13 protein-coding genes are annotated in these 14,354 nt (G+C 29.0%); 7 read left to right on the top strand and 6 right to left on the bottom strand.

What is annotated here, in order from left to right:
* Positions 1-42: 42 nt before the first annotated feature.
* The 3 genes from AEBR_RS03345 to lepA all read left to right on the top strand — a co-directional run bounded on the left by AEBR_RS03345 (position 43) and on the right by lepA (position 3,987).
* Positions 43-975, top strand: coding sequence for a ribose-phosphate pyrophosphokinase (locus AEBR_RS03345; protein WP_128982305.1), 933 nt, complete (start codon positions 43-45; stop codon positions 973-975).
* A gap of 76 nt (positions 976-1,051) precedes the next feature.
* Positions 1,052-2,074, top strand: coding sequence for an OmpA family protein (locus AEBR_RS03340; RefSeq protein ID WP_129088020.1), 1,023 nt, complete (start codon positions 1,052-1,054; stop codon positions 2,072-2,074).
* A gap of 125 nt (positions 2,075-2,199) precedes the next feature.
* Complete coding sequence (gene lepA / locus AEBR_RS03335) at positions 2,200-3,987, top strand: translation elongation factor 4 (RefSeq protein WP_129088021.1); 1,788 nt, start codon at positions 2,200-2,202, stop codon at positions 3,985-3,987.
* Between the two features lie 154 nt (positions 3,988-4,141).
* Here lepA and brnA read toward each other — a convergent pair whose 3' ends face one another.
* Positions 4,142-4,369 (bottom strand): type II toxin-antitoxin system BrnA family antitoxin, encoded by a 228-nt coding sequence (gene brnA, locus AEBR_RS03330; protein WP_129088022.1) that lies wholly within the window; start codon positions 4,367-4,369, stop codon positions 4,142-4,144.
* Complete coding sequence (locus tag AEBR_RS03325; RefSeq protein ID WP_129088023.1) at positions 4,347-4,622, bottom strand: BrnT family toxin; 276 nt, start codon at positions 4,620-4,622, stop codon at positions 4,347-4,349. Before AEBR_RS03325 ends, brnA begins: the two co-directional genes overlap by 23 nt.
* A 106-nt stretch (positions 4,623-4,728) precedes the next feature.
* Between AEBR_RS03325 and AEBR_RS03320 the strand changes: the two genes are divergently transcribed.
* Both AEBR_RS03320 and hisH read left to right on the top strand, forming a co-directional pair.
* A complete protein-coding gene (locus tag AEBR_RS03320) occupies positions 4,729-5,298 on the top strand; it encodes a ComF family protein (RefSeq protein ID WP_129088024.1) in 570 nt (189 codons plus the stop codon).
* Positions 5,299-5,349: 51 nt separating this feature from the next.
* The gene (gene hisH / locus AEBR_RS03315; protein WP_129088025.1) at positions 5,350-5,961 is read left to right on the top strand and encodes an imidazole glycerol phosphate synthase subunit HisH; all 612 of its coding nucleotides are present in this window, start codon (positions 5,350-5,352) and stop codon (positions 5,959-5,961) included.
* A gap of 3 nt (positions 5,962-5,964) precedes the next feature.
* On the opposite strand, the gene AEBR_RS03310 is transcribed toward hisH, so the two are convergent.
* The 4 genes from AEBR_RS03310 to AEBR_RS03295 all read right to left on the bottom strand — a co-directional run bounded on the left by AEBR_RS03310 (position 5,965) and on the right by AEBR_RS03295 (position 11,566).
* The gene (locus tag AEBR_RS03310; RefSeq protein ID WP_129088026.1) at positions 5,965-7,245 is read right to left on the bottom strand and encodes a GGDEF domain-containing response regulator; all 1,281 of its coding nucleotides are present in this window, start codon (positions 7,243-7,245) and stop codon (positions 5,965-5,967) included.
* 85 nt (positions 7,246-7,330) lie between these two features.
* On the bottom strand, positions 7,331-9,151 hold the full coding sequence (locus tag AEBR_RS03305) for a PAS domain S-box protein (RefSeq protein ID WP_129088027.1): 1,821 nt from the start codon (positions 9,149-9,151) through the stop codon (positions 7,331-7,333).
* A 1-nt stretch (position 9,152) separates the two neighbouring features.
* Complete coding sequence (locus AEBR_RS03300) at positions 9,153-10,691, bottom strand: HAMP domain-containing sensor histidine kinase (protein WP_129088028.1); 1,539 nt, start codon at positions 10,689-10,691, stop codon at positions 9,153-9,155.
* Entirely contained in the window at positions 10,688-11,566 is an 879-nt protein-coding gene (locus tag AEBR_RS03295) for a PhnD/SsuA/transferrin family substrate-binding protein (RefSeq protein ID WP_164969519.1), read from the bottom strand. The genes AEBR_RS03300 and AEBR_RS03295 overlap by 4 nt, the downstream gene beginning before the upstream one ends.
* Before the next feature lie 167 nt (positions 11,567-11,733).
* Between AEBR_RS03295 and hisA the strand changes: the two genes are divergently transcribed.
* The gene (hisA, locus tag AEBR_RS03290; protein ID WP_129088030.1) at positions 11,734-12,441 is read left to right on the top strand and encodes a 1-(5-phosphoribosyl)-5-[(5-phosphoribosylamino)methylideneamino]imidazole-4-carboxamide isomerase; all 708 of its coding nucleotides are present in this window, start codon (positions 11,734-11,736) and stop codon (positions 12,439-12,441) included.
* Between the two features lie 42 nt (positions 12,442-12,483).
* Complete coding sequence (locus AEBR_RS03285; protein ID WP_129088031.1) at positions 12,484-14,340, top strand: GGDEF domain-containing protein; 1,857 nt, start codon at positions 12,484-12,486, stop codon at positions 14,338-14,340.
* Positions 14,341-14,354: the final 14 nt, after the last annotated feature.

Here is a 14,354-nt window from a genome sequence, read left to right as displayed (position 1 = left end):
AAATAATAATACCACACACAGAAAAATCAAAAGGAAAATTTTATGGCAAAATTTAAGCTTTTTAGCGGTACTGCGAACCGTGAATTTGCTGAAAAAGTTAGTAAATACTTAAATATGTCCGTTGGAGGGGCAAGTATACAAAAATTTAGTGACGGAGAGATCTCTGTTCAAATACAAGAGAGTGTTAGAGGACAAGATGTATTTATTGTTCAACCTACATGTGCTCCAACAAATGACCACTTAATGGAACTTCTTATTATTATTGATGCTCTTAAAAGATCAAGTGCAAAATCAATTTCAGCAGTAATGCCTTATTTTGGATACGCAAGACAAGATAGAAAAGCTGCTCCAAGAGTTCCAATTTCAGCAAAACTTGTTGCTGATATGCTTGAAACGGCAGGAATTGATAGGGTTATTACAATCGATTTACATGCTGCTCAAATTCAAGGTTTCTTTAATATCCCTGTTGACAACCTTTATGGTTCAGTTTTATTTGTTGATTACCTAAGATCAAAAAATCTTCCAAATCCAATTATTGCAAGTCCAGATATTGGTGGGGTTGCAAGAGCTAGATCTTATGCAAACAAATTAGGATATGACTTAGTTATTGTTGACAAAAGAAGAGAAAAAGCAAATGTAGCTGAAGTTATGAATATCATTGGTGAAGTTGATGGGAAAGATGTAATTTTAGTTGATGATATGGTTGATACTGCTGGAACTTTAGTAAAAGCTGCTGAAGCTTTAAAACAAAGAGGAGCAACATCTGTTATGGCTTGCTGTACACATGGAGTTCTATCTGGTCCTGCTTTTGAAAGAATCAATGACGGTACACTTGATGAGCTTGTTATCACTGATACAATTCCAATGAGAGGAAGCAGTAATAAAATTACTGTTTTAAGCGCAACTAGAATTATTGGTGAAACAATTAGAAGAATTACAAACAATGAGTCAGTTAACTCTATTTTTATAGATTAAAATTATTTTATTTACTAAATAAAGAGTTAATTTATTTTTAGATAAAGTGGTGCATACACGCACAAAAAGGAAAAATATGAAAAAAATTCTATTATCTACAGTACTATGTGCAACAATGATGTTTGCTGCAAATAGTGAGTATAAATATGAAGTTACTCCAATGATTGGTGGAGCTATTACAGAAGGAAATCTAGATTTAGATAGACACTATGCAAATGCTGGTATTAGCATTGGTGCAAATTTAGATGAATCTATGTTTGATCAAGTTGAATTAGGATTTTTAAGAAGCCTTGGTGATGTTGACTACAAAAATGGAGTAAATGGTAATACAGATACTTCAGTAACTAGACTTTTCACTAACGTTATTAAAGATTATAAAATCAATGACACTATTTCATTATATGCATTAGCTGGTCTTGGTGTTGAATTTTTTGACAATGAATCAGATAATAATCAAAATGGTGTATTTGGAAACTACGGTTTTGGTCTTAAATACAAAATCAATGAAATGTTATCTCTAAAAACAGATATTAGACACTTAGTATCTTTTGATGGAGGAGACAATAACCTTCTTTATACTGTTGGTCTTGCTATTCCATTTGGTAAAAAAGCAACATCAGCTCCTGTTGTAAAAGAGGAGCCAAAACCAGAACCAATAAAAGAGGTTGCTCCAATAGACAGCGATGGTGACGGAGTTGCAGATATTAACGATAAATGTCCAGATACACCAAAAGGTGATATTGTAGATGAAAATGGTTGTTCATTAAAAGTAAACTTAAACATTCTTTTTGATTTTGATAGTGCAAGAATTAAAAACTCTTACGACTCAAGAATCAAAAAATTTGCTGACTTTATGAAAGCATTCCCATCTGTAAAAGGTAAAATTGAGGCACATACTGACTCAGTTGGTACTGAAGAGTATAACCAAAAATTATCAGAAAGAAGAGCTGCTTCAGTTGCAAAAGCATTAGAGGCTTATGGAGTTGAAAAATCAAGACTTAAATCGATTGGTTATGGTGAAACAAAACCTGTTGATACAAATGATACAGCAGAAGGTAGAGCACAAAACAGAAGAGTTGAAGGTTCTATTCAAAGATAACCTAAAAGTAGTTAGGCAAAAGCCTAACTGCTTACCCATTTCACAATAATTTTTTTACTTAACTCACTCATAACTTATTTTTAGATATAATCGCGGAATTTAATTAGTTCTTATTAGGAAAAAAGTTGCAAAAAAACATTAGAAACTTTAGTATTATTGCCCATATTGACCATGGGAAATCAACCTTAGCAGATAGAATAATCCAAGAGTGTGGATCAGTTACCGATAGGGAACTTAAAGCACAAATGATGGATACAATGGAGATTGAGCAAGAGAGAGGTATCACCATCAAAGCTCAAAGTGTTAGACTTGACTATGAAAAAGATGGACAAAAATATGTTCTAAATCTAATAGACACTCCAGGGCACGTTGACTTTTCATATGAGGTTAGTAGAAGTTTAGCTTCTTCTGAAGGTGCTTTACTTATTGTTGATTCAACACAAGGAGTTGAAGCACAAACTATCGCAAATGTATATATTGCAATGGACAATGATTTGGAACTACTACCTGTTGTAAATAAAATTGACCTTCCAAGTGCAGATCCTATGAGAGTATTAGAAGAGGTTGAAGAGGCAATTGGTCTTGATTGTACAGAACACAATCTAGTTAGTGCAAAAACTGGTCTTGGGGTAAAAGATTTAATTAACTCTATTGTTGACAGAATCCCTGCTCCAACAGGAGATGAAAATGCACCTACAAAAGCTTTGATATATGACTCTTGGTTTGACAACTATTTAGGAGCTTTGGCTTTAGTTAGAGTATATGATGGAAGTATAAAAAAAGGTCAAATGATTAAGATGATGAATACTAAAGTTCAACATCAAGTTTTGAACCTAATGTATCCACACCCTCTTCATAGAAAAGATACAACTGAGATAAAAACTGGTGAAATAGGTATTGTAATTCTTGGACTTAAAACCTTAGATGGAATTGCAGTTGGTGATACAATGACCGATGCAAAAAATCCTACAACTGAACCAATTGATGGATTTGAACCAGCAAAACCCTTTGTTTTTGCAGGAATTTATCCAATAGAGACTGATAAGTTTGAAGATTTAAGAGAGGCTTTAATAAAACTTCAATTAAATGACTCATCTATCTCTTTTGAACCTGAATCATCTGCTGCTTTAGGAAGTGGATTTAGAACAGGGTTTTTAGGTATGCTTCATATGGAAGTTATTAAAGAGAGACTTGAAAGAGAGTTTGACTTAGATTTAATAGCAACGGCTCCAACGGTTGTATATGAAGTTCTTAAAACAGATGGAGAGAAAATTTTAATTCAAAATCCAAGTGAACTTCCAGAACCAAACTATATAGATACAATTTTTGAGCCATATGTAAAAGCTACAATATTAGTTCCTGATGAGTTTTTAGGAAATGTTATTAAACTTTTAAATGATAAAAGAGCTATTCAGATAAAAATGGACTATATAGGTAAAAGAGTTCTTTTAGAGTATGATATTCCAATGAATGAAATAGTTATGGACTTTTATGATAAGTTAAAATCAACAACTAAAGGGTATGCTTCATTTGATTATGAACCAATTGAGTTTAGACCAGGGAATCTTAAAAAACTTGATATTAGAGTTGCTGGAGATATTGTTGATGCCCTATCAATTATTGTTCCAGAAGATAAAGCAGTTTATAGAGGAAGAGAGTTTATTAAAGCACTTAAAGAACTTATTCCAAGACAGCTATTTGAAGTTGCAATTCAAGCAAGTATTGGTAATACAATTATTGCAAGAGAGACGGTTAAGTCTATGGGAAAAAATGTTACTGCTAAGTGTTATGGTGGGGATATTACAAGAAAAAGAAAGCTTTTAGAAAAACAAAAAGCTGGGAAGAAAAGAATGAAAGCTATTGGAAAAGTAAACGTTCCTCAAGAAGCTTTTATGGCAGTTCTTAAAATCTAATATTTAACGCATCTTCTACGTTATAAAAAAGAGTTTTGCATAGTCATTTAGGAGACTAAACTCCTACGACAAAACTCTTTTCTCCGCCTTGAATCTACATCAAATCTTAGATTTTAAAGGTTTAAATTTCAATAAATCCAAAATACTTTTTTTATTAACTAACTCTACTAAGTTTTTCTGCCAACCACATTTTTATTATTGCTTGTCTACTTACTCCAATATGTTGTGCTTCTCTATCTAAAGATTCAACCATCCAAGTTGGGAAATCTATATTTACTCTTTTAGGAGTTTCATTTACTTTTCTAATATTTTTTGTATCAAAATATTCTAATATATCTTCACTGTTTTCATCAAATTTTTCATCTATTTGTGATGCTTTCATATAGCTCTTCCTCTTTTTTTCTTGCTCTTCTAACGGAGATAATTCTAATTTTCTCACCTCTATAGGTTATTATTGCTGCATAGATTTTGGTTTTTATTTTTCCTATTACTAAATATCTATCTTCATCTTCACAATTTTTTGATTTAAGTTCAATTGCAAAGTTATCACTCCAAAGCTCTTTTGCCTCTTCAAAGTCTATGTTATGTTTACTCTTATTTGAATTATTTTTATTTTTATCATACTCAAATATCATTATATTATATCATAATTATATACATTTGGTATAAATATTATATCTTTACAGTATATAATTAAACTCCTTGATTTATAATTCTTTATATTATATAATCTTGAGCATTATGAAATGCTTATCATGTGAACAACTATCTTTTTCTATTATTTGTAAAAAATGCCAAGTAAATTTGCTACAGTCCTCTTTTTATAAAAGAGAGTTAGAGCCTAATTTTTTTAACTACTCTTTTTATGGTTTTTCAGAGATAGAAGATTTATTAACTTCTAAATACTATTTTCATGGAGATAGGGTTTATAATATCTTAGCAAAGCTCTCATTTAAAAAGTTTGCAGCTAATTTTGTCTTTGATGAAGTTGTTTATTCTATTGGTATTGATGAACATACTAGACATGATTTTTCTCAAACTGCAATTCTTTCACATCATCTAAAATCTAAATTTATCAAACCTTTATATGGTAGATTAAAGGCTACAAATATAATAAAATATGCTGGAAAAGACTTGGAATTTAGACAAAAAAACAGAAGAAAATTTAAAACAAATTTAGAAAATGAAAAAATTATCTTGGTAGATGATTTAGTGACAACATGTACAACTATTTTAGAGGCAAAAAAGGTTTTAGAGAAAAAAGGTAATAAAGTTCTTTTCTCTTTAACCCTAGCTGATGCAAAGATTTAGTATAATTATTTTTTCTAAAAAAGATAAACTTTCCACTAAAAAGGACTTTATGTGATTGGAATCATCGATTACAATATGGGAAATCTTGCAAGTGTTTATAATGCCTGTGATATTTTAGATGCAAAAGCTTCATTTGTAACAAAACCTGAGGATTTAAAAAATTATGAGAGAATCATTCTTCCAGGAGTTGGTGCATTTGGTGATGCAATGGAAAATCTAAATAGTACAGGAATGAAAGAGGCTATTTGGGAGTTTTCGAAAACAGGAAAACCTATGATTGGTATCTGCTTGGGTATGCAACTTTTATTTGAGAGTTCTGATGAGTTTGGAGCACATAAAGGTTTGGGACTAATTGATGGAAAAGTTGTAAAATTTGATAAATCTAAAATGCATGAAGATACAAAAGTTCCACATATGGGATGGAATGTAATTAAAACAAGAAATGATCATACACTTTTTAATGGACTTGAGAATCCTTATCTTTATTTTGTACACTCATACCATGCTGTTACAGATGAAAAAAATGTAATAGGTACTACAGAGTATGGTTATGAATTTGTAAGTGCAGTTCATAAAGATAATATCTATGGATTTCAGCCTCACCCAGAAAAATCACATGATAATGGACTAAAAATACTAAAAAACTTTTTTAGTATAAAATAGCTTTTATTGGGATTTATCAGAGAGTACAACCTGATTTTTCCCATCTGTTTTTGCTTTATATAAAGCCTCATCAGAGTATTTATATAAATCTTTAAAATTCTCTAAGTATTGAGATGATTGAACAATAAGCCCGCCAGAGATAGTGACATAATTACTGCAAGCACTCCCTTTATGCTCTATTTTTAAATTCTCTATACTTCTTATAATATGTTTTGCGTACTCCAATGCTTTATCAATATCCATATCACTAAAAAGGATTGCAAACTCTTCTCCTCCCATTCTAAAAGCAAAATCTGTTGCTCTTTTTGTATGTGATTTAAGAACTTTTGCAATTTCACTTAATACCACATCCCCAGAGGGGTGCCCATAAGTATCATTATATTTTTTGAAATAATCAACATCAATAGTTAATAAAGAGAGTGTAGAGTCCTCTCTTTTTATTCTTCTAAGTTCTTTGTCAATCATTGTATTTAAAAATCTTCTATTATAAAGCCCTGTCATATCATCGTGAATAGAGAGTTCTTCCAGTCTTTTTTTATTTGTAATATCTTGTCTAATAGCTATATAATTCTCTATCTCTCCATTTTTTAATATTGGAGTTATTGTAATTTTTGACCAAGATACTTTATCTCCTCTACACTTGTTTTTTATCTCAGCTTTAAAAATATTTCCAGCTTTTATTGTATCCCACATATGTCTATAAAGGGAGTCAGGATTATCTTCATGTTTTAGTATACTATGTGTTTTTCCTATAAGTTCGCTTTTTTCATATCCAACAAAGTGACAAAAGGCACTACTTACATCTACTATAACTCCCTCTTTATCTGTAATAGAAATAAGCACATTTTCATTAATTATATCAAGTAGTTTTTCATTTTCAAAAAGTCTGTTTTGCAAAGATGATGTATTTAGGAAATCTGAAATTGTAGAGAGTAATTCGCTTAAATCAATAGGTTTAATCATAAATTTATCAACTTTAAGTTCAATAGCTTCTAGAAAAAAATCAATATCAGAGTATGCTGTAGTTACAATAATTGATAAGCCTCTTCTATTCATAGATTTTATCATCTCTAATCCACTCATTACAGGCATTTGTATATCAGTTATTACAATATCTGGTTTAACCTCATCAAATAGTTTTAGTCCCTCTTCCCCATTTGCAGCGGTATACAATTTCTTAACATATTTGCTAAGGAAATACTCTACTTCATCTCTAATTAACTCTTCATCTTCAACATAAAGAATAGTAGCATTTTTCAAAATATCTTTATTAATTTCTTTCATACTCTCTCTTAAACATCTACTAAAAAATAAAAATTCACTTTATTTTAATTATACTATCATAACAATTAAGTATCCCCACAGTTTTCTAATCTTTATATAAATCTCTAATAGCCAAAAATCCTTCAAGATTAGTCATAAAAAGTTCAACTAAATTTGGATCAAAATGTTTTCCACTCTCTTTAGTAATTAACAATAAAATATCTTCCAATGGCCAAGCTTTTTTGTAACATCTGTCACTACCTAATGCATCAAATACATCTGCAATTGCAGTGATTCTTCCAAAAATATGTATATCTTCACCTTTTAATCCCCTTGGATATCCTGAACCATCCCATTTTTCATGGTGTGTATAAGAGATTATTGCAGCTGCTTTTAATATAGGTCTTGTTGAAGTTTTTAAAATGTTATAACCAATCTCTGAATGGGTTTGCATAACAACCCACTCTTTTGCATCCAATTTTCCAGGTTTATTTAAAATAGTATCTGGGATTCCAACTTTTCCTATATCATGCATAGGGGAAGCTGTAAATAAAGTATTAATCTCTTCATTATTTAAGCCTGCTTTTTCTGCTAATAATTTAGAATATTCAGCTACTCTTTTTACATGATTTCCCGTCTCTTTACTTCTTGTTTCACCAACCTCACCCAATTTGTATATTATTTCCCTTTGGGTATCTTCCAACTCTTTATGTAGACTTTTTATCTCTGTTATATCATGTCTGATACTTAAATATTCACAAATCTCACCTTTTGCATCTTTTATTGGGAATAACATATATTTACAGAAAAATAAAGAGCCATCTTTTTTTTGGTTTGTAATCTCCCCTTTATAAAATTCATCCCTATATAAACACTCTCTAACCTCTTCTACATGTTTTATATATTCATCATAAGAGATTCTTTTATCTCTTATCTTATCGTATGCTTCCCCTATTAATTCAAGTTTAGAATAACCGCTAATTTCACAAAATGCTTCATTGACATATAAAAATTTCATATCTCTTGATAAACGAATTATTATATTAGCTTTATCAACTGCCTCTCTATAGAGTTTTTCTTTTCTTATACTCTCTTTTAAATTGGAAATATTTTTTTCATTTTGATATTTAAAAAACTCTTTTGATTCCTCAAGTTCCGTGATATCATTTCTTAATGCAATAAATTCAATAATATTTCCATTTACATCTAAAATTGGTTTTATAATACTATCAACAATATAATAGCTTCCATTTTTTTTCCTATTTTTGACTACTCCATGCCAACTTTTTTTAGATAAAATTGTTTCCCACATATCTTTAAAAGTTTCACTTTTCATTGTTTTATGTCTAATTATACTATGGGGTTTACCTATTAATTCTTCTTTTTTGTACCCTGAAATCTCTTCAAAGGGTTTATTTACATAGGTTATAATTCCATTTATATCAGTTTTTGAAACAATTGAACGTTCATCAACAATATCTTTATATTGTTGTAAAGTATTTAAAACTTCATAGTTGAATTTTTCTAAAATAATCCCCTTTGATAGCTCACATAAAATATCAAAAAGTTCATTTAGATCAATAGGTTTTATAAGATAATCATTTATATGTATTTTAATAGCTTCCAAAAAATAGTTTGATTCATTATAGGCAGTTGTAAGGATAATTTTTGCATCTTTGTTGTAGCTTTTAATCTCTTTACACATCTTTATTCCATCAAGTTGTGGCATTCTAATATCGCTTATTACAATATCTGGTTTATATTTTTTATAAAGTTCTAATCCCTCTTTCCCATTTTGTGCAGCATATAAAATTTTGACTTTTGATTCTAAAAAAAATGCTAACTCTTCTCTTATCTCTTTTGTATCCTCAACTATTAAAAGGGTGATACTTTTTAGATTTGATAAAAATTCTTCATTGTTTTTCATTTTAATCCTTATAAATAGGAAGTTTGATTATAAATATAGCTTCATTATCACTATTTATATTAGTAAGACTCCCATCCATATTTTGTTCAATTATTGTTTTTGCCATATAAAGCCCTATTCCTGTCCCTTTACTTTCACTTTTAGTTGTAAAGTATGGTTCAAATATTTTATTTTCTATCTCCTTAGCAATTCCACCTGCATTGTCTTTTATATAGATATAAACATGTTTAAAATCATTTTTTGTTTCAATAACAATTTTACCATTATTGATTTTATTCTCTATAAAGGCATCTTTTGAATTATTTAATAGGTTTAACAAAGATTGTAAAAATTCATTTGGATAACCAAAAACATTTATATTTTCATCAATGATTTTTTCAACTACTATATTGTGGTTTTCAAAAGAGGCATCCACTAGATGTAATGCATTATTTACAGATTCATAAATATTAAATTTTAGTTTTTCTTTATTTGGTTTAAAAAAATTCCTAAAATCATCAATGGTTTTTGACATATTTTTTGTCAAAAGATTTATCTTTTGGATAGATTTATTCATCTGTTTATCATCAACTTCACCCAAGTCAAATGAAAATTTTAGATTTTGAACAACTAAACTTAGTGCATTTAAAGGCTGTCTCCATTGGTGGGCAATATTTCCTATCATCTCACCCATTGCTGCTAGTTTTGATTGTTGTATCAATAATTGTTGCTGTTCTTCTCTTTTTTTTATTTCAGCTATAACCCTATCTTCTAAATTATCATTTAACTCTTTTAACTCTTTGGTTCTCTCTTCCACTTTATTTTCCAAATCAATTTTATAATTTGTTAATCGCTTTTGGGAAAGTTCCAAAGAGGAGATCATCTCATTAAAACTTTTTGCAAGCTCTCCTATTTCATCTTTACTATCTATTTTTACCCTTTGAGAAAGATCACCTTGAGATACCAGTTTTGAAGTATGACTTAGTTTAATAATTGGTTTTGAGACAACTTTAGCTAATAGAAACGAGATAAAAAATATACCCAAAAACATAACAACAATCAGATTTAAAATTTGTTGATTTATCTCTTTTAATTGAAGATTATATTCATCAAGGGATAACTCAAAAATCAAATCTGCCCATTTTATTCCTGTTAGTTCAACTGAATAAACATATCTGTAAACTTGTAAATTAGAGAGTTCAGATTTTACAATACCTGTAAAAAAACTTTTATTTTCAAAAGTATCATTGATTACTTTCCAACTCTCTTTTTTTATTAGAAAACTATTCCCATCTTTTTTTTGTAAAAAAACTGACATTACATCACTGTTTGTACTTACAAAACCAAAAAGTGATTCAAAAATTTTTACCTCATCCTCTTCAATAATATTATTTGAATTTAGAAGGGTTAATATCTCTCCAAAACTTTTTGCTTTATTTTCTAAATTCTTAATCAAAAATGTATTTTGTGAAACCTTTAATTGATAGATAAAAACACCTAAAATTGATGATAAGAAAATAAAAACAATAATAAAAATTTTAGCAAAAAGATCTAATTTCAATTATATTTTTCCTTTAAAGCATAATAATTATTATAATAGATAATCAAATCCTTATAATCATCCTCTGTTATTCTGTAAATAGTAGTGTAATTTAACATTTTAGATATTTTTTTAAAATCTTTATTATTGTTTATATTCTCTTTTATTCTAAAAACGGCATCAACAATTTTTGGGTCACAATCTTTGGAAAAAAAACCAATAGAATCGATTTGCCCTACTTTTGATTTTTCAATAATTTCAACTTTATTTTTAATTGAAGGATTTAATTCAAACATAGTATCCCAAACACTTTTTTTAACCACTGCATAATCACTTTTGCCAAAAAAAACTCTTAGGATAACACTGCTCTCTTTTGATTCATAATATATATTTTTTAAAAGCTTATTTGCACCTTTTTTATTTTTTTCATAAGAGTTTTTGTCAAGCCAGATTGTTCCTAAATCATCATTTTTCCGCATAACTAAAGTTTTATTATTTAGATTTTTAAACCCTTTTAAATTTTTTTGTTTATTGCCTATTAAATAGTAGGTGCTATATTTTTCTTTTCCAATATCTAAACTCCAAAAATCTTTTGCATTTTTGTAGATATCTTCTCTATTCTTAAAAAAAAATGGAGCATCAACTACAATCATATCAAGTTTTTTTCTTTTTAAGTCTTCATACATAGTCCCATTTTCTTCATAAAAATTAACTATAACTTTTCCATTATCCTCTTTTATTAACTCTTCCACCCAGGTTTTTAGTGCTACTCTTCCCTCTTTAAAGATAGAGAGAAGATTTCCACCTGTTATAAATCCAGCATTACCAATATAGTTGTACTTTTGTTCTCCAAAAAGGCAAGTAAAAAAAAATATTATTATTAAGCTTTTTTTCATTAAAATACTCTTTATGCTTATATTAGTGTCCATAATATTATCATAATTAATATTTTTTTTTCTGAATAATAATTTTGTGTTGAAAATATGATTTTTTGAAGTAATTTTAGCCAATTCACTGGAATAACTTTATATAATCTTGATTACAAAATTTTAAAGAGAGAAGAATGGATATACTACCTGCAATAGATTTGAAAGATGGAAAAGCTGTTAGACTTAGTAAAGGTTTAATGGATAGTGCAAAAATTTATTCAGATGAGCCTTGGATTGTTGCGAAAAGGTTTGAAGAGCTAGGAAGCAAATGGGTTCATATTGTTGATTTGAATGGAGCTTTTGCAGGGAAACCAGCAAATCTAGAACAAATTAGAAAGATTAGAGAGAATTGTAATCTGAAAATTGAGCTAGGTGGTGGTATAAGAGATGAAGAGACTATTAAGATGTATGTTGAGCTTGGAGTTGATAGATTAATTCTAGGTTCAATTGCTGTAAAGAATCCTCAGTTTGTAAAGGATATGGCTTCTAAATACCCTATTGCTGTTGGCATTGACGCAATGAATGGTATGGTAGCTGTTGAAGGCTGGGCAGAGGTTAGTTCTATGAAAGCAACAGATTTAGCAAAAGAGTTTGCCAATGCGGGAGTTGAAGCTATTATCTGTACTGATATATCAAAAGATGGTATGCTTTGTGGTGTAAATGTTGAATTTACAGAATCTATTGCAATAGCAAGTGGTGTTGATACTATTGCAAGTGGAGGAGTAAAAGATCTAACAGATATATCAAACTGCAAAGCAAATGGAAATGTGGCTGGTGTTATTGTTGGAAAAGCATTTTATGAAGGAACTTTGGATTTAGAAGAGGCTTTCAAAATCTTATAACACATAACCGTTGTCATTAGATATTTTTACAAAAGGTCAAATATGAATTCTAATAAAAAGATAACTTTGATTATATTTTCAATGGTTACTTTGTTAACTCTTATTATTGTTGCATTAGTAGCTATCGGCTCAAGGGAGAGTGGATATGAGAGTGCTAAAAAGAGAGCTTACTTAACAGCTGATATTGTAAAAAATGCTTTAACCTCCCATATGGTAAATGGAAATATGAATCAAAGGGATGTTTTTTTAGATAGTTTAGAGAGACTTAGAGAACTAAATGAACTATGGGTTGTAAGATCGCCTAAAATCTCTGAACAATTTGGTACAAAAACAAATAATGAAATCCCAAGAGATGAAATAGATGAAGAAGTTTTAAAAGGTGGGAAAGAGAAAGTTGTAATTAATGAATCAATTGAAAGAGCAACATTAAGAATAACTATTCCATATACAGCTTCATCTTTGGATAAACCAAATTGTTTAAGTTGCCATAATGCAAAAGAGGGAGAAGTTTTAGGGGCAATATCAATAAAATTTGATATTGAAGCAGATAGAATGTCAAGTATTAAAATACTACTTAATATAATTGCAACTGTTGTTATATTCTTAATCTTTATTCTTATTTTTATTAGTAGAAAAATCAAACCATATACAACTTCATTTGATTATATAACCGATGTATTAAAACAAGTACATGAAGGTAATTATTCAATTAGAGCAAAAAAAGGTTCTCTAAAAGAGGATAAAGAAGCCTTTATGTGGTTAAATGAAATCATAGAAAAATTAGAAACGGTTTTAACTGGTATTGAAAAAAATCTAACGTCATTTGTACATAATAGAGCTTCAAATGTAAATAATGACAAACTTCTTACTGCAAAAGAGATTATTGAGGATATTTCAGAGATTTACAACTATAAAAAAACTATTGAAACTGATTTATCAAAAGATGATATCTACTACAGATTAATTCAAGTTTTAAAAGATAAACTGAAAATTGAAACCTTCTTTATTTTTGAAAATGATTTAATAAAAGATGAGAGAACTGTTATTTATGCTCCAAATAATAGTATTTTACCATCTTGTAATATTAGAAAAGAGATAAAAGAATTATGCAGAGCTGAAAGAACAAAAAATATTGTTGCTTCAGAAGCATTCCCAGAAGTTTGTAGATTTGCAACTTGTGATAATCAATCTGATTATACATGTATTCCTTTTACAATAAATGACCAAAAATCTATTACAATTCATATTTTATGTAATGGGAAAGCTTGTGTTGACAATAACAAATACCAAATAGGTATTATCAAAAAATATCTTGAAGAGACTAAACCAATTTTAGAGAGTAAAATTTTAATGGATGTTCTAAAAGAGAGAAATCTAAAAGATGGGTTAACAGGTCTTTATAATAGAAAATATTTAGATGAATTTGTTGATAAAACAATCCCTAAAGAGTTAATCCAAAATGTTACTTATGCAGTTATGTTCTTAGATGTTGACTACTTTAAAATGGTAAATGACACTTATGGGCATGATGCAGGAGATGCAATCTTACAAAAACTTGCGCAAACAATGAAGAAAAATGTTTCTGATAGTGATGTTATTGTTAGATTTGGAGGGGAAGAGTTCTTAATAATAATGAGAAATCCAACTGAAGAGAGTGCAAAAGAGTTAGCCCTTAAAATGAACCAAGAGTTTGAAAAAATCATATTCAAATTTAATAATGAAACATTCAGTAAAACTGTAAGTATTGGTTATGCTTTCTATCCAAAAGATACTGACCAGTTCTGGAAATGTATTAAATATGCTGACCTTTCACTTTATGAAGCAAAAGAGACTGGTAGAAATAAAGTGATTAGATTTAGAAAAGATATCCTAAAAAATGGGGATAAAGCAGATTATTAAAACTTAACAGATAT

It is taken from the genome of Halarcobacter ebronensis (assembly GCF_013201825.1).
GTDB lineage: Bacteria > Campylobacterota > Campylobacteria > Campylobacterales > Arcobacteraceae > Halarcobacter > Halarcobacter ebronensis.
Note: the sequence above shows the minus strand (reverse complement) of the source record. Positions and strands in the feature narration are given on the sequence as shown.

Coding starts and splice junctions, on each gene's coding strand:
- AEBR_RS03345 (WP_128982305.1), top strand. CDS start 43: ATGGCAAAATTTAAGCTTTTTAGCGGTACTGCGAACCGTGAATTTGCT.
- AEBR_RS03340 (WP_129088020.1), top strand. CDS start 1,052: ATGAAAAAAATTCTATTATCTACAGTACTATGTGCAACAATGATGTTT.
- brnA (WP_129088022.1), bottom strand. CDS start 4,369: ATGAAAGCATCACAAATAGATGAAAAATTTGATGAAAACAGTGAAGAT.
- AEBR_RS03325 (WP_129088023.1), bottom strand. CDS start 4,622: ATGATATTTGAGTATGATAAAAATAAAAATAATTCAAATAAGAGTAAA.
- AEBR_RS03320 (WP_129088024.1), top strand. CDS start 4,729: ATGAAATGCTTATCATGTGAACAACTATCTTTTTCTATTATTTGTAAA.
- AEBR_RS03310 (WP_129088026.1), bottom strand. CDS start 7,245: ATGAAAGAAATTAATAAAGATATTTTGAAAAATGCTACTATTCTTTAT.
- AEBR_RS03305 (WP_129088027.1), bottom strand. CDS start 9,151: ATGAAAAACAATGAAGAATTTTTATCAAATCTAAAAAGTATCACCCTT.
- AEBR_RS03295 (WP_164969519.1), bottom strand. CDS start 11,566: ATGAAAAAAAGCTTAATAATAATATTTTTTTTTACTTGCCTTTTTGGA.
- hisA (WP_129088030.1), top strand. CDS start 11,734: ATGGATATACTACCTGCAATAGATTTGAAAGATGGAAAAGCTGTTAGA.
- AEBR_RS03285 (WP_129088031.1), top strand. CDS start 12,484: ATGAATTCTAATAAAAAGATAACTTTGATTATATTTTCAATGGTTACT.